Origin of the sequence: Paenibacillus koleovorans NBRC 103111 (genome assembly GCF_004000845.1) — a bacterium.
Lineage (GTDB): Bacteria > Bacillota > Bacilli > Paenibacillales > NBRC-103111 > Paenibacillus_AA > Paenibacillus_AA koleovorans.
The window spans coordinates 1-17,440 of the sequence record NZ_BIMA01000060.1; the positions used below are offsets into that span (position 1 = coordinate 1).

Consider the following 17,440-nt stretch of genomic DNA (forward strand, 5'->3'; position numbering starts at 1 on the left):
AGCTCTTAAAGGAGTTGCATACACGCAGAAAGAATAACCAAGGAAGGAAACTACCGAGGTCATCCAACCACGAAAGGAGGCCGAGCCTCATGGCAATGACGATCGCCTTGTTCATAGCCGCCGGGGTGGCCGAGATCGGAGGCGGCTACTTGGTGTGGCTGTGGCTGCGAGAATCGAAGCCGCTCTGGTACGGAGTGCTGGGAGGCGCGATCCTCGTCTTGTATGGCATCCTGCCGACGCTGCAGACGTTCCCCTCCTTCGGCCGCGTGTATGCTGCTTACGGTGGCGTGTTCATCGTGCTGGCCGTGCTGTGGGGCTGGTGGGTCGACGGCAAGTCGCCCGATCTGTACGATTGGATCGGTGCGCTCATCTGCATCGTCGGGGTGTCCGTCATGCTCTGGGCACCGAGAGGGTAAGTAGGCCTGCAAGCACGCAAGCAAACACTCACATCCGCACGCCTGCAAACAAACACTACACATCGCACGCCCGCAAGCAAACACTCACGGCCGCACGAAAGCAGACACTGCACGCCCGGACACCTACAAACAAACACTACACATCCGCAAGCAAACACTATACTTCCGCACGCACTCGCTTCACACCTTCACTACAAGCCCGTATGCAAGCAAGCCAAGCATTGCACGCCCGTAAGAACGCAAGCAAACACTGCACAACCGCATGCTTGCAAACAAGCACCACTGCTCGCCCGAACACCAGCAGCAAGCACTGCACACCTACACGCCACCCAGTCCCCTCACCCCTGCTGAAACGTGCACTGCTCCGGCGGCACATCGACAACTGCATGCAGGCCCGGATGCCGCATAGTGCCGTAAGGCGTCCACTCCATGTACTGGACCTTCACGACGAAGCGCGGCTCGACCCAAGTCGCCTCCTTGCTCCGCTCCGGCTCGTTCACGAACGGCTTGCTCGGCCGAATCAGCGGCACAACCGCCGCCGTCATCCGACGCCAATCCTCCACAGTGAACTTGCCGGCGCCCGCATGGCCGATGTACACAAGCCCCTGCTCCCCGTACAAGCCCAGCAGCAGCGCATTCACCGTCCCGTCCCGGTACGTCACTCCGCCTACAACCGCCGTGATGTCGTAGAACAGCTTCTTCTTCACCCAGCGCTTGTCCTTGCCTCCGATTGCATAAGTGCTGCTCAGCTCCTTGGCGACGACGCCCTCCATGCCATGCTGCCGCATCGCTTCCAGCAGCTGGGCGCCGTCCGGGAAATTCTGCGTCAGCTGCACGTCCGGCTGCGGCCGGATGATGTCCTGCAGCAGCCGCTGCCGCTCCGACAACGGCAGACCGGTCACCCACCGGCCATCGACATACAACACATCGAACAGCATATAAGTCACGGAAGTCGTCTGCATGGCCCGTGTCACGTTTTGCTGTTTGCGCAGCGAGTCCCGTTTCATGATTTCGTGGAAGGACGGTTTCTTCTGGTCGAACGCAATCAGCTCCCCGTCCAGGATGACCGAGGACGCGGAGCAGTAGCGGGCAATGTGATGAAATTCGGGGTATTGCATCGTGCGGTCGTTCAACCGGCGGTTGACGAGCTGCACCGTCTCCCCGTCGTAATACGTCAGCATCCGAACGCCGTCCCACTTGATCTGGGACACCCAGCCGGGGCCGACCGGGATTACATCCGTCGAGATCGGCTCGAACGGCTGCACCGGCCCCTCGAAGCCTCCCTCATGATCGGCGCCGCGGCTTGACTTCAAGCTTGACTTGCTCGGGCTCATCTATTTCACGACTCCTTGCCTTCGGAAAATCCAACTGAAAAAACCCACACTAACAGTTGTTCCCTTCCGTCCGCTTCCGTAGTCGCATCCCGACCTGACTCCCCTTACTGCGCTTCAAACCAGCGGAACAATGCCTGCGTGCCGCTGTCCTCCTCGCCCATCTCGGCCAATCGTCCATAGAGCGAACGCGCCAGCTCCAACCCCGGCAGCTGCAAGCCCATCTCCTCGGCGGACTGCAAGGCGATGCGCATGTCCTTGATGAAATGCTTCACATAGAAGCCCGGCGCAAAATTGCCCGCGATCATCCGCGGACCGAGATTGCTCAAGGACCAGCTACCAGCCGCGCCGCTCTCGATGCTCTTCAGCACCGTCGAAGGATCCAGACCCGCTTTTTTAGCATACACAAGCGCTTCGCAAACCCCGATCATATTCGTCGCGATGGCAATTTGGTTGCACATTTTCGTATACTGTCCCGCTCCCGCAGCGCCTTGCAGCACGATGTTCTTGCCCATAATCTCGAACAGAGGCTTCACCGCCTCGAACGCCGCCTCGTCGCCCCCGACCATGATAGACAGCCGAGCTTCGCGTGCGCCGATATCGCCGCCGGATACGGGAGCGTCCAGCGAGTGGAGCCCTTCCTCACGTGCCGCGTCATATATACGCTTGGCAAGCGACGGACTTGAAGTTGTCATATCAATCACATAAGCGCCCGGCTTGGCGTTCGCCACGATCCCGGCACCCCCGAGGTACACTTCCTCCACATCCGAAGGATAACCGACCATCGTAATGACGACATCAGCTTCCTGAGCAAGCTCCGCCACAGTCGGCTTCCATTCGGCGCCTAGTTGCACCAGCTCCTCGGCCTTCGCTTGCGTCCGGCTATAGACGAGCACCCGATACCCGGCCTTGTACAAATGCGCGGCCATGCTGCGCCCCATCACGCCTGTGCCTACGAATCCAACGACCGTTTTCCCGCTTTGGACCGCCTCCAATTCCAATTCCAACCCCGATTCCTTTTCCAAACCCATCTCCCCGCTCCACCTTTCCGCTTGTCCAATTTTATCTCCCCCATTATACCGAAACGGGACGCCCAATAGGAAGCCTGACCGCGCAATCAAACACGCCTCACAAACACACACGTATACACCTCCCTCTATCAAGCAAAACTAGTAGGAAACGCACAGCACTGTGCAGCTTGAACCGAACACGAAGGAGGCGACGCCCGGTATGGCTACATCCGCTAGCAAAAAAGGATCCATCGTAGTGGAAGGGCACGAGATCACCGTTTCGAATCCGGATAAGGTGCTCTGGCCAGAGAAAAGCATCACAAAAGTAATGTACCTGGAGAAATTGCTGGAGCTGGCTCCTTATTTGCTCAAATACACCTCAAACCGCTATCTGACGACGATCCGCTTCCCGAACGGCATTCATGCCAAGTCGTTTTACCAGAAAAACTGTCCCGAGCCGATTCCGACTTTCGTCCGAACCGCTGAGATGGATAATATCCGCTATGTCGTGCTCGATTCGATCCCGACGCTGCTCTGGCTGGGCAACCTCGCGTGCCTGGAGTTCCATGCTTCGTTTCATCGCGTAGAGGATCAACTGCCGGTGGAATGGGTGCTCGACATCGATCCTTCCCTCGACCACGAGCCTCGCATCATGCAGGCGGCGTTCCTGATCGGCGAAGCGCTCGACAAAATCGGGATCCGTGCGGTTCCTAAAACATCCGGCGCCACCGGAGTCCAGCTGTTCGTCCCGATTCGTCACGGCTATTCGTTCGAGCAGCTTCGCAAAATCGGCCAATTCATCGGCCATTACATGACGCAGACGCATCCCAAGCTGTTCACAATCGAGCGGCTGAAAAAAAATCGCGGCGACTTAATTTATATCGACTATTTGCAGCATTGGTACGGCAAAACGCTCTCGTCCCCCTACACGCCGCGCGCTCGCGAAGCCGCTTCGGTATCGACACCGCTCGAATGGAGCGAGGTGGAGCACGGAGCCGATCCGCGCGATTTCCACCTGCTGAACATCGGGGCGCGGCTGCAGCAAAAAGGAGACCTTCTACAGAAGGTCCCCCCGCAAAGCCTGGAGCATGTATTCTCGTTTATCCGCTGACAGGCGATTGCGCTAGACCTTCTTAAGCGACTCGAGCTCGAGCGTCACTTTCTCGATCATCTGCACGAAAGAGGTCAGCTCCTGCGAGCTGGCCGCTTGGGTGCGGGCGTTCATCGCCGTTTTCTCCGATTCGGCCGTCACTTGCTTGAGCACCGCAGAGATGCCGTGCAGCTTGTCTTCCACCTGCACGAGCGCATCCTTGGACCGCGACGCCAGCTTGCGCACTTCGTTCGCCACGACGTTGAAGCCTCGACCCTGCTCGCCGGCACGCGCCGCCTCGATCGCCGCATTCAGGCCGAGCAGATGCGTCTGATCGGAAATTTCCTGCATCAAATTGCCCATCGTATAAATTTCACCGATCTCATGCGACAGGCTGTTCACCATCTGATGCGCATGCTCCTGCGATTCGGCCGTCAGCAGCGCGGTATCCGCCACCGCCTGCGAGCTGCTGCTCAGCTGCACCATCATCGAAGCGAGCTCCTGCACCGCATGGTTGATCCCTTGCAGCAGGCTGCGCTGCTCCTCCGCCAAGTTCTCGACCTTCTTCTTCTCGTCGTGCTCGTAAGCTTCCAGCACCAAGGCGGAGTCCAGGTTGAACATCTTGGTCAGAGCGAGCGTCACCTGCAGCCAATCGTTTGGGATCACTTTCTTGAGATGGGCCGTCGCGAGGTCCAAGTACAGCATGTAAGTGCCCAAATACCAGTTCGTCGTCAGCCCGATGCGGGAATGAATACGGCCAATGTGCAGCCGGTGCTCGATAAAGTCTTCGTCGACGACGCCGGATGTTAACGACATGAAATACATATGCTGCGTCTGTTTCAACCGATCCAGCGTGCTATGCTTCTGAATAAGCGCCACCAGCTCCGGCTCTTTCATAATGCGAGCATACAGCTCGTCCACCAGGGCCGAGACGATTTGCTCGAACGCTTCCTTTTTGCTCGCCAGCAGGCTCAGCTCTTGCTCCGTCAGTCCGATATAGTCCACTTGCTTTTGTCTAGCGGCGGTCAGCCGTATCATGGGGTACCCTTCCTTCGATACAGAAATAGTCAATGGCACCCCTATCACTTCGACAAGTAACAACATTTTCCTGCAAAAAGATTTTGTTAAAACAGGGCTGAAAGCAGTTGTGCAGCCGATTGCAGAGCCTTAGGACCCTTGCCTTGGGAGGAAAAAAATTCAAGCTCAAGCTCCGTGCAAACCTGCAAGTCCTCCATGAAATCCCGTTCCAGCATGTCCAAGCTGCCCGCGCCGTAGAGCACAGCCGTTACCTCGAAATTGCTGAATAAGCTTCTCCGATCGACATTGGCCGTCCCCACCACTCCCAGCATACGATCCACCAGCGCCGTCTTGGCATGGACGAAGCCTTTCCCATATCGATAAAATCGAACGCCGGCTTGCAGAAACTCCTCTACATGGGCAAGCGTAGCCCAATACACCCAGCGAGTATCCGGTTGGTGCGGAATAATCAGGCGCACATCGACACCTCTTCTCGCGGCGATCTTCAGCGCCAAGGCGACGGCCTCGTCGGGGATAAAGTACGGAGTTGTGATCCAGACCCGCTCTTCAGCCGCTTGGAAAGCGCCGAACAAGAGGAGCTGCAAGGCATCATAAGGGGCATCGGGGCCGCTCGGGATGATCTGAACGACCTCTCCCGCGTCTGCAGCTTCGTAAGTACGCGCCGCGGAATGCAAGGGTCGCGAGGGCCATGAACGTCGTGAAGACATTTCCAATCGTTGCCCCGTCACAAACAGCCAATCCGTCTCGAACGTTTGCCGCAGGCTGTCGACCGACGGGCCGCGCAATTGCAAATGCGTATCCCGCCAGCAGTCGAACTTCGAGCCGCGGCCGAGGTACTCGTCCCCGATATTGATGCCGCCTGTGAAGCCGACCTCGCCGTCGACGACAACTATTTTGCGGTGATTGCGATAGTTCGCCCGGCCCTGAAGCAGGGAACTTATCGGCGGGAGAAACCAATACGTCTCCACCCCGCCGTCGCGAAGCTCCTGTACATAGCGCCGGCCCAGCTTGAGGCTGCATAAGCCGTCGATAATAAACCGGACCGAGACGCCTTCCTCCGCCTTGCGCAGCAGAAGGGCTTGAAGCTCGCGGCCAATGCGGTCGTCGCGCACGATAAAATAAAGCAAGTGTACGTCAGTTCTAGCCCGTTCGATGGCGGAGAAAATCGCCTTATAGGTTGAGGACGCATCGCTTAGAACAACCACTTCGTTGCCTGTAGTGATTTGCGACTCGGGAATGCCGGCCAACAAAGCCCGCAGCCTTGGATCTCTTACAGGATCCGGGACGGTGGCCGTGAAGCTTTGCTCCTCGCCAGATGATGACTGTGATGCCCTTGTCCGAAACCATTTGCGCTGTATGTAGGGGGAGCCGATGCACCAATAGAGAAGGAGCCCGAGAACCGGCAACGGCAGCTGCACGGCAATCCAGGCGACCGCCTTCGTCGGCCGGCGGCCTTCCATTGCCAGGACGAAGCCGATTTGAAGCCAAATAAGCGCAAGGGCTGCAATCCACCAACCCATCCGAATGTTCACCTCCGGCAGCCAGAACGAAGGTCTTTATTCGTCCGATAGTCTACCTGGTAGCATGCTCCTGATAGGGGTTCGGATATACGGCGGCGGCTCTTTTCCTGCGGAGGCGGCGCAGCTGCCACCAGCAGGCCGCGAGCAGCACGGCCGTCGCCGGCAAGCTTCCCTGCGGGCCGAAGGCGCCGCCGGTCCACAGCTCGAGGCCGGGCGCCGCCGGCAGCTCGAGCCGCAGCAGCGACGGGGCCGTGAAGCCGGCCACCGGCACACCGAGCACGCAGCCCTGCACGTAGCTCCACGCGAGGTGGAGGCCGACGGGCTGCCAGATGCCGCCGGACGCCTCCCGAGCGGCGGCCAGCAACAGCGCGAGCAGCGCCGTATTGGCAAGCGGCAGCGCCGCATGGGCCAGCAAGCCCGGGTTCAGGCCGTGCAGCAGCGTGAACAGCAGGACGGCGCCGGCCAACCCGGCCGTCCGGCCATGGCGGTGGCGCAGCAGCCCCTGCGCGTAGCCTTGCACGAACACGACCTCGTTCAGGCTGACGAGGACGAACAGGGCGAGCTGCGCCGCGGCGGTCGTCCAGGCTGCGGCATTGCCGAATGGCCGGGAAGGGATCTCCCCGTCCACATCCGTCGCCATCGTCATCGCGCCCGGCAGCAGCCACATCGCCGCAGCGAGGGCGGCGACGAGCACGGTGCCTGACATAAGGCCTGCCGCCAACGTAGCGGCCGCACCTGGCGGTTTCGCCCGGTGCAGCCGACCGCTCCTTGACTCCCTTCCCTCGCCTCCGCTCAGTCGCCAGCCATCCCGGCGGTCGGATCTAGCATGGACGAGCCAGACGGCCGCCACAAACCCGATCGCCTGCGCGACCGTCGAGCCGTAATAGAACACGCGATGGTTCCACACGACAGAGATCACCGTCTCGGCGTCCCAATCGGCGAACGTGCGTCCGGCTGAATCCACCAGCCCTTCGTTTGCCACGTTATACACCGCAAGCAGCACGACCGGCACCATCAGCACCACTGTTAATGCGCCTGCCAACAGGAACACAAGCGCGATTTTGCCGATACTTCCCGCCCATGAGCGGCTTTTCGTTCGAGCTTTACGGCTCATCCCGCGCCTCCACCCCCCACTTTTTCCCGGGTATCGTTTCCTCATGATTGTACATGAAAAAATAGACTCTAGCATCGCGATAGGAGCCTTGGCAATTCTATCAGCCTCTCATATGCTATAGTAGCTTCTGACAACCCTCTTGCTGCCTAAGCAAGGGAACTGTCTCCTGCCTCTCGTATCTGCTCGCGTGGCTGCACATGCCGGTAGACAACACAAGAGCGCCGCGTTAGGACAACCCCTAACGCAGCGCTCTTCCGTTATCGGGCCGCACCGGCGCCCAGGATCGGCGTCAGCTTGTCCTGCAGCGCGCGCTCCAAGTACGGCGAGGCGTGCAGCTCGTCGACGAAGCGACGGTACGCCTCCGCCTTGGCTGCCGTCGCTGCGACGGCCTCTTGCGGTTGCTGCTGCAGCCGGACGGCGCGGATCAGCAGGTTCTTGGGCGTGTGCTCGAGGTCGATGAACTCGAGGATCTGTGTCTTGTAGCCGAGCAGCTCGAGCAGCGAGGCGCGGATCGTGTCGGTCGCGAGCGCGGCGAACCGCTCGCGGATGATGCCGTGCCCGAGCATCGGCGCCAAGGCGGCGCCCCGCAGCTGCGCGAACAGCTCGTGCTGGCAGCAGGGCACGGACAGGATGACGTCAGCGCCCCAGCGGACGGCTTTCTCCAGCGCCGCGTCGGTGGCGGTGTCGCAGGCGTGCAGCGTCACGACCATGTCGACGCGGCCCGTGCCGTCGTACTGCGCGATGTCGCCGACGAGGAACTGCAATCGCTCGCCGTAGCCGAGCTTCTCCGCAAGCTGCTTGCAATGCGCGATCACGTCCGCCTTCAAGTCGAGGCCGACTATGCGAACGTCCAGCTCGCGGATGTGGCGCAAGTAATGATAGAGCGCGAACGTCAGGTAAGACTTGCCGCAGCCGAAGTCCACGATATGCAGCGGGCGCCCTCCGGCTTCCTCCGTCCGAAGAGCGTCCACAACGTCGTCGACCATCTCCAAGTACCGGTTGATTTGCCGGAACTTGTCGTACTTGGCGGCGAGCACCTTGCCTTGCGCGTTCATGACCCCGAGCTCGACCAGGAACGGAACCGGCGTTCCTTCCTCGAGCAAGTAGCGTTTCTTGCGATTATGCGAGACATCGATTTCGGCGGCGGCTCGGGTTGGGTTTTTGCGCAGCACCGACGCTTCGCCTTTTTTGTTCACGAGGATGTGGTAGTCGGCTTCCTTCGTTTGGACGAGCCCTTGTTTGAAACCTTGCTCGAGCAGCAGCTCGGTCATTTTGTCGGCGGCCGCTTCCGGAGCTACGTTCTCGTGGGTTACTTTTTGCGCATAGTGGTACTCGAATTGCAGTTGGAGCCCGGCCTTCAGCTGGACCGGCTTGATCTTCACCTTGGTGAAGCCGTCCGGACTTCGGCGCTTCGGTTGGGAGATGACCGCTTGAGTCAGCTTCCGCGAGCCGATCAGGTCGGATAAAAGAGGGTGCAGCTTGGTATCCATGAGACTCAGTACGCTCCGTTTCGGTCATAATATCCCCATTATAGCCGAATCGGCAGCCATTATCACTTTTATGCGACCTTGCCGGAGCTGCCTAAATGTTTTCATTGACGAGGGTCGGCCACTTCACTATAATAAAACCTATTAATCTAGTAGGAATTATATGTTTACTTAAATTAGGGGGATACTACATCATGTTCCATCGAAATTCGCAATCGAAATCTGCACGTGTTCTGCTCGGCCTCACATTAGCTGCTTCCCTGGTCGCGGTCAGCGCCTGCGGCGAGAAGTCTGGCAACACCACTCAAGGCGGAGGCGCCACACCGACAACCAGCGCATCGGCCTCCACGGCTCCGAAGGAAGTGAAGGAGCTCAAGATCGGTTACTTGAACGTTATGGATGACGCCCAGGCGATGGTCGCTTACGATGGCAAGCTTTATGAGAAACATGCATTGAACGTGAAAATGCAAGCGTTCGAGAGTGGCACGGATCTGGTGAAAGCGATGATCGGCGGCGACGTCGATGCCGGAGTACTCGGATTTACGAACGCTTTGACTTGGGCTTCCAAGGGCGCAGGGCTGAAAGTAGTCGGCGGCGCGCAAATGGGCTTCCACAGCATCCTGGTGCGCAACGACAGCGGCATCAACTCGGTGGCAGACTTGAAAGGCAAACGTCTCGGCTCGCAAAAAGCCGGCAGCACCGCCGACATCGTCCTGACCGGGGTTACGCTGAAGAAAGCCGGACTGACCAAGGAAGACTTGAAAATGATTTACGTGGAACCGGCTCAAGCGATTCAGTCGCTGGCGGGCGGCGCGGTTGATGCGGCGTTCGTGTTCGAGCCTTATGATAAAATTGCTACGAAGACGATGCCGGTGAAGCAAATTTATGAAGTCGGCAAAGAATGGCCTTTCCCTTGTATGGTCGTCATCACGACCGACGATGTGCTGAAGAAAAACCGTGAAGGCGTGAATCGCATGCTGGACGCGCAGAAGGAAGCGATCGATCTGCTGCAGAAAGATTCGCAAAAGGCGGCCGATCTGATTACGAAGCGCTTCATTGAAGGCGACACGCTCAAGACCGACAAAGGCGATGTGAAGGCGACCTCCGTCATCAAGGAATCGATCGATTCCCAGAAGTTCAATTGGGACATCAACGCCGACCATATCAAGACGATGCAGGAAATTTCCGATATTATGCTGAGTCAAAAAGTGCTGGACAAGCCGGTTAAAGTGGAAGACATTCTCGACCTGACCTGGCAGAACGCACAGAAAAAATAAGGAGCGTTACCGCTGGTGAACTCTACATCTGATTCCGCACCTACAACCCAGAAGAAAAAATCATCCGCCGGCGCCTCCATGCGCAGGCTGCTGCCGATCCTCGCTGCGATCGGCAGCTTGCTTGCCATTTGGCAGATTTTCGCCTTTTTCTTGCCGGTCTACTTGCTGCCGGATGTGCCGCAGGTGTTTAACCGTCTCATTCACAGCTACAACAACAAAGAGTTTCTAGACGGCATTAAGAACAGCTTGCTGCGGTTGGCGCTCGGGTACCCGCTCGCCTGTTTGCTAGGAGCGGTACTGGGCCTGATCGCAGGCGTCTCCCGCCCGTTCGCGCTTTATTTGCGCAGCTTGATTTCGATTCTGCAATCCATCCCACCGATTACATGGGTGCCGTTCTTCGTCATCCTGATCGGGTATGGCAATGGGACGATCATTACCGTCATCACGATTGCGAGCTTCTTCCCGATGGCGCTGTCCGTGCTCAATGCGACGGAAGGCGTCAACCGGACGCATCTGGAGCTGGCTCGCGTGCTCGGCGCGACGAAGGGGCAACAGCTGACCAAGGTGTTCGCGCCGGAATCGCTGCCGGCCTTCATGACCGGCGCGCAGGTCGCCTTCGGCAACGCCTGGCGGTCGCTGATCGCGGCGGAGATGGTCGGCGGCGCTACATCCGGCCTCGGCTACTACTCCAGCTGGCGCGGCGAGATCGCCGACATGGAAGGCGTGCTGCTCAGCATCATGTGCATCGGGGCGATTGCCGCATTCCTTGATTACTTCGTTCTGGAGCGGCTGAAGCGGAAACTGCTTCACTATCGTTACGTCTCGGGAGGAGATCAATAATGCAGACGATTCGCATCGACAACATCACGAAGCATTTCGGCAACCTGGAAGTCCTGTCGAACGTCGACCTGACGATCGAGAAAGGCGAGTTCGCCGCGATCGTAGGCCCTTCCGGCTGCGGCAAGAGCACGGTGCTGCGGATGATCGCCGGGCTCGATACGCCGACGACCGGACAAGTGCTGGCTAACGGTTCTGTCATTCGCGACCCTGGTCCGGAGCGCGTCCTGATCTTCCAGGAGCATGCGCTGTATCCTTGGCGCACCGTGGAGGCGAACGTCGCCTTCGGCCTCGAGCTAGCCAAGGTTAGCGCGGCGGAGCGCCGCACGCGCGTCGACGAGGTGCTGGAGCTGGTCGGCTTGTCCGGCTTCCAGAAGTATTACCCGCATCAGCTGTCCGGCGGGATGAAGCAGCGGGCCTCGATCGCTCGGGCGCTCGTGCTGAACCCCGAGGTGCTGCTGCTCGACGAGCCGTACGGGGCGCTCGACGCCATCACGCGGCTGACAATGCAGAACGAGCTGATCAAGCTGTGGCGCGGCACCGGCAAGACGGTGCTGCTCATCACGCACGACATCGACGAGGCCGTCTATCTGGCCGATACGATCCACGTGATGAGCCCCCGTCCGGGCCGCATCGTGCGCACGGTGAAGGCCGACATGGAGCGGCCGCGCAACCGCAACAGCGCCGAGTTCGTGGCGCTGCGGCGGCAGGTGATGGAGAGCTTGGACATCGGCGTGTATAGTATTTAGCGAGTTATGGGAAGGACCCTCGCCAGGATTGGCGAGGGTCCTTTTTTGACAAATAAGAAGCTCCTACAAAATTGTAGGATAGCTAGGCTGAATGATCGCTTCTAGCATGGTATCCAACAAGAATTGTATGATAACTAGATAGAACAGTCGTCCCATGGGTGCTATCCGACAAACTTTGGATGATAACGTGATAAATCGGTTACCTCATGTATCCTATCCAACAAAATTTGTAGGATGACGTTGGAATACACCAATATTCAATCAGAACATTAGTTGCTCAACAATCTTTATAGAATGTATAAGTTTTGGGTGGAACCGAAGGCCCCCTTTATTGAAGGTTTCGGCAAGCGATGGCTTTGTTTGTTAATGGCGGATATTAGTTTAGTTTGTCGGACAAGGAATCCGTCTTCAGTGTGACAGGTTGGTGCAACCGGGGGCAGAATGTGGAAAACATCGTATATCTCCATCTGGCATTTACGCTCAAGTGGTGAAGCATACGCGCCATCTGGGCCTCGACCGACGCATTCAGGGCAGTGGGATGCTAGATTTGACGATGGTGAGGTAAACTAAACCAAACTAAACCAAACTACACCAAACGCAACGAAATGACAAAGAACCGCCAGGCCCTTGTCCGGAGACCGGGCGGTTTCATTCCACAAAGACGAGTTACCCGAAAAACGAGCGCTTCGGCTTCCCTTGTTGCTGCTGTTGTTTGTGTCTCTCCACGCGCGACAGGACTTGCGGCTCTGCCGCTTCGCCTACCGCCAGCTCCGCCAGCACATGCAAGTCCGGCGTCTGCACCTCGGACTGCGCCTGCTGAGCAGCCAGCATCGATGTCATCTGCTCTTCCAACTGAGCGAGGCGCTCGTGCAACTTCTGAACTTCCGCTTCCAAATGGCGAATCCGTTGCTTATCGTCATCCGTATGAATAAGGGAGGCTGATTCTCCTGCAGGCCGATCGGCCATGGTCAGTTCGGTAACTTGTTCCGGGGAAAGCAGCTCATTCAATTCGTCAGGCGACAACAGTGATTTGTACAACACCACCGCTCCTTCCGAAAAAAGACTTGTTCTTTCAGTGTGCTGCGGAACCGGTATACTTGTCAATGAAAACTTGCAGGAATATGAAGGAAAGAGGTGTCAAGCTTGGCGGAATACGAACAACGAATGCGGGTCACGCTAGCCCAATGGGAAAAAGAGCTGCTGCAGCCTCCCGGTTTTCTCGAGCGAACGTCCAAACGGGTCCAGACAAAGATCAACGAAATGATCCCGGACAAAGTGCATGCTGCGCTGACATCGGCCGTGCGGGGCATCGTCAAATCGGTGCAGATCGGGCTGGACTTCTCGCCGCAGTCCCCGCCTCAGATCGGGCTCGCCCTGCAAGAGAGGGATGAGCTGGCCGACGAGAAACGCAACATGTACAAAAAAATTGCAGCCGCCGAAGGTGCCGGTACCGGAGCGGGCGGATTCGTGCTCAGCCTGGTCGATTTCCCCGCGCTCATCGCGATCAAGATGAAGTTTCTGTTCGAGCTCGCCCACGTGTATGGCTTCTCCACCAAGAACGAGAGCGAGCGGCTGTTCATCCTATATGTGTTCCAGCTTGCGTTCTCCCGAGGCGACGTGCGCGCCCGTACGTACCAGCAAGTCCGCGATTGGGACCGGGTCAGTCTGCTGGGGAGCGGCAATCCGAACGGCGTCTCGATGCAGCGGTTCAATTGGGAGCAGTTCCAGATGGAGTACCGGGATACGATCGATTTTCGCAAAATGCTGCAGCTGATTCCGGGTGTCGGGGCCGCCATCGGGGCCTGGGCGAACTACGGCTTGCTCGAGGAGCTCTCGGTAACGGCGAAGAACAGCTATCGGCTGCGCTGGCTCCAGCTCCAGAACGCCCAACAGTCCCCTAAGCAGCTGCCCTAGGCAAAACGTTCCAACTTGTACATTTGCCCCTATGCGTCCGATTGATTTTTCGATATGCTAGGGGAGTCTAATTTACGGTACGAGAGAGGAATGCAAGCAACTTTGGCCAAACTATACTTCCGTTACGGCGCGATGAACAGCGGCAAATCGATCGAGGTGCTGCGCACCGCCCACAACTATGAGGAGCAAGGCAAGTCGGTGATGGTGTTCACACCTGCTATTGACAACCGATACGGCAAAGGGCAGGTGACGTCCCGGATCGGCATCCAGAAGCCGGCGACGGTGCTTGCGGAGGGAACCGATATTTTCGGGCTCGTGCAGCAGCAAGCGCCGGATTGCATTCTTGTGGACGAAGCTCAGTTTCTGAATAAAAAGCAAGTGGAGGCGCTGTGCGAAGTCGTCGACGAGCTCGGCATCCCGGTTATCGCTTATGGACTGCGTGCGGATTTCCGCGGCCAGCTGTTCGAGGGCAGCTACCATTTCCTGGCGCTCGCGGATCAAATAGAGGAAGTAAAGACGGTCTGCTGGCATTGCCGCCGCAAGGCGACGATGAACATGCGGCTGAACAATGGCATCCCGGTGTTCGAAGGCGCGCAGATTATGATCGGCGGCAACGAGAGCTACCTGCCGGTATGCCGGCAATGCTATAGCAAGGCGCGCAAGCAGACGGCGCTCGTCCAGCGCGGATCAGCGGCGGCCGATTCGGAAACGGAGCACTAATGACGCCAAACAAACCCTCTGTAGCTTCTCCAACGAGCTTCAGAGGGTTTTGTTGTTTGATTTGGCGGACACAGATGACTTTATTCGGGCGAAATGCTGCAATGTTGCCGGTTTTCCGGACACAGACGACCTTATTTGGCTTCAAACCCGGCTTTTTTCCGGCAAGAGAGGCAAATAGAGGCCTGTATGTCCGCCAAACTTACGAAACATGCCTTTTCGGTCGAAATAACGGCTCTCCTGTCCGCCAAATTGGAGTGCAGCCGGTGGAGGCAAGTTGGGGCCGCCCGGTTCAAGTACATCAGCGCGGTCACCATTCCAGCAGCATCCCCGCCTGCACCAACCCGGCGCCGAAGCCATAGAGCAGCAGTCTGTCACCCTCCTTGACTCGTTTGTCTCGCACCGCCATGTCCATCGCCAGAGGGATTGTCGCCGCCGAAGTGTTGCCGAAATATTCGAGGCTGTACAAGGTGCGCTCGAGCGGAAAGCCCAGCTTCTCGCAGATCGGCTCGATCATCCGCAGGTTGGCGCTATGCGGGATGAACCAATCTACCTGCGCTGCCATCCGAGCTGCACCTGTTCCTGCAGCACCGCTGGCACTTGGAGCACCGGCAGCGTCGTCAGGTTCGTCTGCCCCAGCACGATCCCCGACACTCCTAGTACTGGCACTCTCAGCAATCCCAACACTCTCAGCAATCCCAGTGCTTCCAGCACCCCCAGAAGTTCCAGCAGTTCCATCACTTGCAGCAGCTTCTGTTACTTTTACATCCCCCTCAGTTCCAGCAATCCCAACACTCTCAACACTCCCTGCACTCCCTGTACCCCCAGCAGTTCCAGCAGTTCCAGCAACTCCAACACTTGCAATGAATTCTGCTCCCCCTGCATCCCCCTTAGTTCCAGCAGCTCCACCACTCCCTGCACTTCCAGCAGCTCCACCACTTGCAAGGAGTTCTGCTACCCCTGCACTCCCAGTAACTGTTCCAGCCTTTCCGCCGCTCACCTGTCTCTCCTCCTCCAACAGCTCGAGGACGTTGTCCGGTATCGTACGCAACGCCCAGCGGAACACTTCCTTGCCGTTCTGTACGATGCAGCGGGAATCGCGGAGCTCGGTCCCGTTCAAGCGGCCTTGCAGCCCCGTCGTCCGGTAAATGTGCGTGCCGCCGCTCCCGTCGCTCCACAAGCGGCTCGCCAGCAGCCGGTTCGGCTCGCCCTCCTCCGTCCGCTCGACCAGCACTGCCCCGGCTCCATCGCCGAACAGGACGCATGTGGTGCGATCCGTATAGTCCGTAATCTTGGACAGGGTCTCCGCGCCGAACACAAGCACCTTGCGATGCAAGCCGGAGGCGATCATCCCGCGCGCCATATGCAGCGCATAGACGAAGCCCGCGCAAGCCGCGCTCAAATCGAACGCGCCGGCGGTCGTCGGGATGCCCAGCGCATGCTGGACGAGCGCCGCCGTGCTCGGAAACGACAAGTCCGGCGTCGTCGTGGCTACCAGGACCAGGTCCACATCCGCGAGCGACTTCCCGCTGCGTGCCGCCAAGTCCCGCGCCGCCTCAATGCACAGATCGCTCGTGAATTGATCCGGAGCGCTGATCCGCCGCTCCCGCATGCCGGTCCGCTGCACGATCCACTCATCGCTCGTCTCCACAAGCCGCTCCAAATCGGCATTCGTCATCGCTTGCTCGGGCACATAAGAACCGATAGCCGTGATTCGCGCTCCATAAGCTGCAACAGAATTCATCCAGCAGCACCTCCGAATAAATTATGATCTAGTATTAGTACCTGGTCTTAATTTTGATGTATTCTCACCTTACCTCTTCGTCCTCTCGCTGTCAACTATGAACTATCGCAGGGAGTGGAAAATTTTGCACCTCAGCCGCTTATTGACCCCTGTTCTTGTCCGCCTTTATGATAGGTATAGAGACCGCATCAGGAGGCCCCCCACCATGAAACATATGCAGAATGCCATTCATCCACCCCTCGATGAAAGCGGTATCATTTTACGCGAAAAGCTCAACCTCCGCTGGATGAGGTACATGCTGTTTCCAGCCGTCATTCTGATCGCCGCCATCCTGACATTTCACGGCTACATAGCTTGGGCGCTGGCTCGACCGACGATCGCACCGCTCACCTCCAACCCCCTGGAGGCCGTCGGCCTCGCCTACGAGGACGTACACTTCCCCAGCAGCGACGGTACCGGCAGATTGGAAGGCTGGTACATTCCCTCCGAAGGCTCGCATCGCTCGGTCGTCTTTTCGCATGGCTATGGCGGCAATCGCGAGGAGCTGTGGGTTCCTTTCTACAGTCTGGCGGAAGAGCTTCACAAACGGAGCTACAACGTGCTGCTGTTCGACTACTCCTACGTAAGGCCCGAAATTTCGGCAACCGGCGGTATTCGGGAATCGCGGGAGCTGCAAGGCGCCATTGAATATGTGAGAACGAGGGGCGGCACGAGCAATTACGTCTGGGGATTCTCGATGGGGGCCGGCACGGCGCTGCAGACCGCTCTGTACAGCCAAGACATCACCGGCATGGTGCTCGACAGCACGTTCATTTTGGAGCCCGACACGATGTTCATGAATGTTCGTCAGCAGATCAACCTACCCAATATTTCTAATCCGCTCATTCGGCTGTTTTTCCCCTTCCTGAACGGCACCAGCATCCGGAAAATTCCATACGAGGCGGTCAAATCGACGTCCTATTCCGTCCCGATCCTGTTCATCCACGGCATGAAAGACGCCAAAGCGCCATACGATATGGTCGAGTCCATCTACGCCAACCAATCCGAGAACCCGAACTCGAACCTGTGGCTGGTACCAAATGGCAGGCATGAGCTGATCTACAAAGCGAACAAACGAGAGTACTTGAAGCGATCGTTCGAGTTTTTGAAACGCGCTGAATAATCGCACTGAATAAGCCCGGACCTCGCCGTCCGGG

At 58.1% G+C, this 17,440-nt stretch carries 15 protein-coding genes and 2 pseudogenes; 8 read left to right on the forward strand and 9 right to left on the reverse strand.

Features of this window, described 5'->3' with window-relative positions:
• The first annotated feature begins 89 nt into the window (after positions 1-89).
• Entirely contained in the window at positions 90-416 is a 327-nt protein-coding gene (locus tag PKO02S_RS19270) for a YnfA family protein (protein ID WP_127585475.1), read from the forward strand.
• Positions 417-754: 338 nt separating this feature from the next.
• Here the strand turns inward: PKO02S_RS19270 and PKO02S_RS19275 are convergent, their stop codons facing one another.
• Complete coding sequence (locus PKO02S_RS19275) at positions 755-1,750, reverse strand: ATP-dependent DNA ligase (RefSeq protein ID WP_127585476.1); 996 nt, start codon at positions 1,748-1,750, stop codon at positions 755-757.
• 104 nt (positions 1,751-1,854) lie between these two features.
• Positions 1,855-2,778 (reverse strand): NAD(P)-dependent oxidoreductase, encoded by a 924-nt coding sequence (locus PKO02S_RS19280; protein ID WP_127585477.1) that lies wholly within the window; start codon positions 2,776-2,778, stop codon positions 1,855-1,857.
• 199 nt (positions 2,779-2,977) lie between these two features.
• Here PKO02S_RS19280 and ligD point away from each other — a divergent pair, with 199 nt between their 5' ends.
• A complete protein-coding gene (gene ligD / locus PKO02S_RS19285; protein WP_127585478.1) occupies positions 2,978-3,868 on the forward strand; it encodes a non-homologous end-joining DNA ligase in 891 nt (296 codons plus the stop codon).
• Between the two features lie 12 nt (positions 3,869-3,880).
• On the opposite strand, the gene PKO02S_RS19290 is transcribed toward ligD, so the two are convergent.
• The 4 genes from PKO02S_RS19290 to PKO02S_RS19305 form a co-directional block, all read right to left on the reverse strand.
• Positions 3,881-4,885, reverse strand: a complete 1,005-nt coding sequence (locus tag PKO02S_RS19290; RefSeq protein ID WP_127585479.1) for a globin-coupled sensor protein — start codon at positions 4,883-4,885, stop codon at positions 3,881-3,883.
• A gap of 86 nt (positions 4,886-4,971) precedes the next feature.
• Positions 4,972-6,405, reverse strand: a complete 1,434-nt coding sequence (gene cls, locus PKO02S_RS19295; RefSeq protein ID WP_127585480.1) for a cardiolipin synthase — start codon at positions 6,403-6,405, stop codon at positions 4,972-4,974.
• A gap of 52 nt (positions 6,406-6,457) precedes the next feature.
• Positions 6,458-7,519 carry a CPBP family glutamic-type intramembrane protease gene (locus PKO02S_RS19300; protein ID WP_164821554.1) on the reverse strand — a complete coding sequence of 354 codons (1,062 nt, stop codon included), beginning with the start codon at positions 7,517-7,519 and terminating at the stop codon, positions 6,458-6,460.
• 257 nt (positions 7,520-7,776) lie between these two features.
• Positions 7,777-9,009, reverse strand: a complete 1,233-nt coding sequence (locus tag PKO02S_RS19305) for a class I SAM-dependent methyltransferase (protein WP_127585482.1) — start codon at positions 9,007-9,009, stop codon at positions 7,777-7,779.
• Positions 9,010-9,200: 191 nt separating this feature from the next.
• Between PKO02S_RS19305 and PKO02S_RS19310 the strand changes: the two genes are divergently transcribed.
• From PKO02S_RS19310 to PKO02S_RS19320, 3 genes are read left to right on the forward strand one after another with little or no spacing between them, the layout of a single operon-like run.
• Positions 9,201-10,283 (forward strand): ABC transporter substrate-binding protein, encoded by a 1,083-nt coding sequence (locus tag PKO02S_RS19310; RefSeq protein WP_127585483.1) that lies wholly within the window; start codon positions 9,201-9,203, stop codon positions 10,281-10,283.
• A 15-nt stretch (positions 10,284-10,298) separates the two neighbouring features.
• On the forward strand, positions 10,299-11,123 hold the full coding sequence (locus tag PKO02S_RS19315; RefSeq protein ID WP_246067133.1) for an ABC transporter permease: 825 nt from the start codon (positions 10,299-10,301) through the stop codon (positions 11,121-11,123).
• Positions 11,123-11,869, forward strand: coding sequence for an ABC transporter ATP-binding protein (locus PKO02S_RS19320; protein WP_127585484.1), 747 nt, complete (start codon positions 11,123-11,125; stop codon positions 11,867-11,869). The genes PKO02S_RS19315 and PKO02S_RS19320 overlap by 1 nt, the downstream gene beginning before the upstream one ends.
• 666 nt (positions 11,870-12,535) lie before the next feature.
• On the opposite strand, the gene PKO02S_RS19325 is transcribed toward PKO02S_RS19320, so the two are convergent.
• Positions 12,536-12,907 carry a hypothetical protein gene (locus tag PKO02S_RS19325; protein WP_127585485.1) on the reverse strand — a complete coding sequence of 124 codons (372 nt, stop codon included), beginning with the start codon at positions 12,905-12,907 and terminating at the stop codon, positions 12,536-12,538.
• Positions 12,908-13,003: 96 nt separating this feature from the next.
• Here PKO02S_RS19325 and PKO02S_RS19330 point away from each other — a divergent pair, with 96 nt between their 5' ends.
• Both PKO02S_RS19330 and PKO02S_RS19335 read left to right on the forward strand, forming a co-directional pair.
• Positions 13,004-13,783 (forward strand): EcsC family protein, encoded by a 780-nt coding sequence (locus PKO02S_RS19330; protein ID WP_373865221.1) that lies wholly within the window; start codon positions 13,004-13,006, stop codon positions 13,781-13,783.
• A 102-nt stretch (positions 13,784-13,885) separates the two neighbouring features.
• On the forward strand, positions 13,886-14,503 hold the full coding sequence (locus PKO02S_RS19335) for a thymidine kinase (protein ID WP_127585504.1): 618 nt from the start codon (positions 13,886-13,888) through the stop codon (positions 14,501-14,503).
• Positions 14,504-14,810: 307 nt separating this feature from the next.
• On the opposite strand, the pseudogene PKO02S_RS19340 reads toward PKO02S_RS19335, so the two are convergent.
• Together PKO02S_RS19340 and PKO02S_RS19345 are read right to left on the reverse strand one after the other, a co-directional pair.
• A pseudogene (locus tag PKO02S_RS19340) lies at positions 14,811-15,056 on the reverse strand (3-oxoacyl-[acyl-carrier-protein] synthase III C-terminal domain-containing protein); the annotation flags it as partial.
• 453 nt (positions 15,057-15,509) lie between these two features.
• Positions 15,510-16,244: pseudogene (locus PKO02S_RS19345) on the reverse strand (beta-ketoacyl-ACP synthase 3); the annotation flags it as partial.
• A 205-nt stretch (positions 16,245-16,449) separates the two neighbouring features.
• Here PKO02S_RS19345 and PKO02S_RS19350 point away from each other — a divergent pair.
• Positions 16,450-17,406 (forward strand): alpha/beta hydrolase, encoded by a 957-nt coding sequence (locus PKO02S_RS19350; RefSeq protein ID WP_246067135.1) that lies wholly within the window; start codon positions 16,450-16,452, stop codon positions 17,404-17,406.
• The last annotated feature ends 34 nt before the right edge of the window (positions 17,407-17,440 follow it).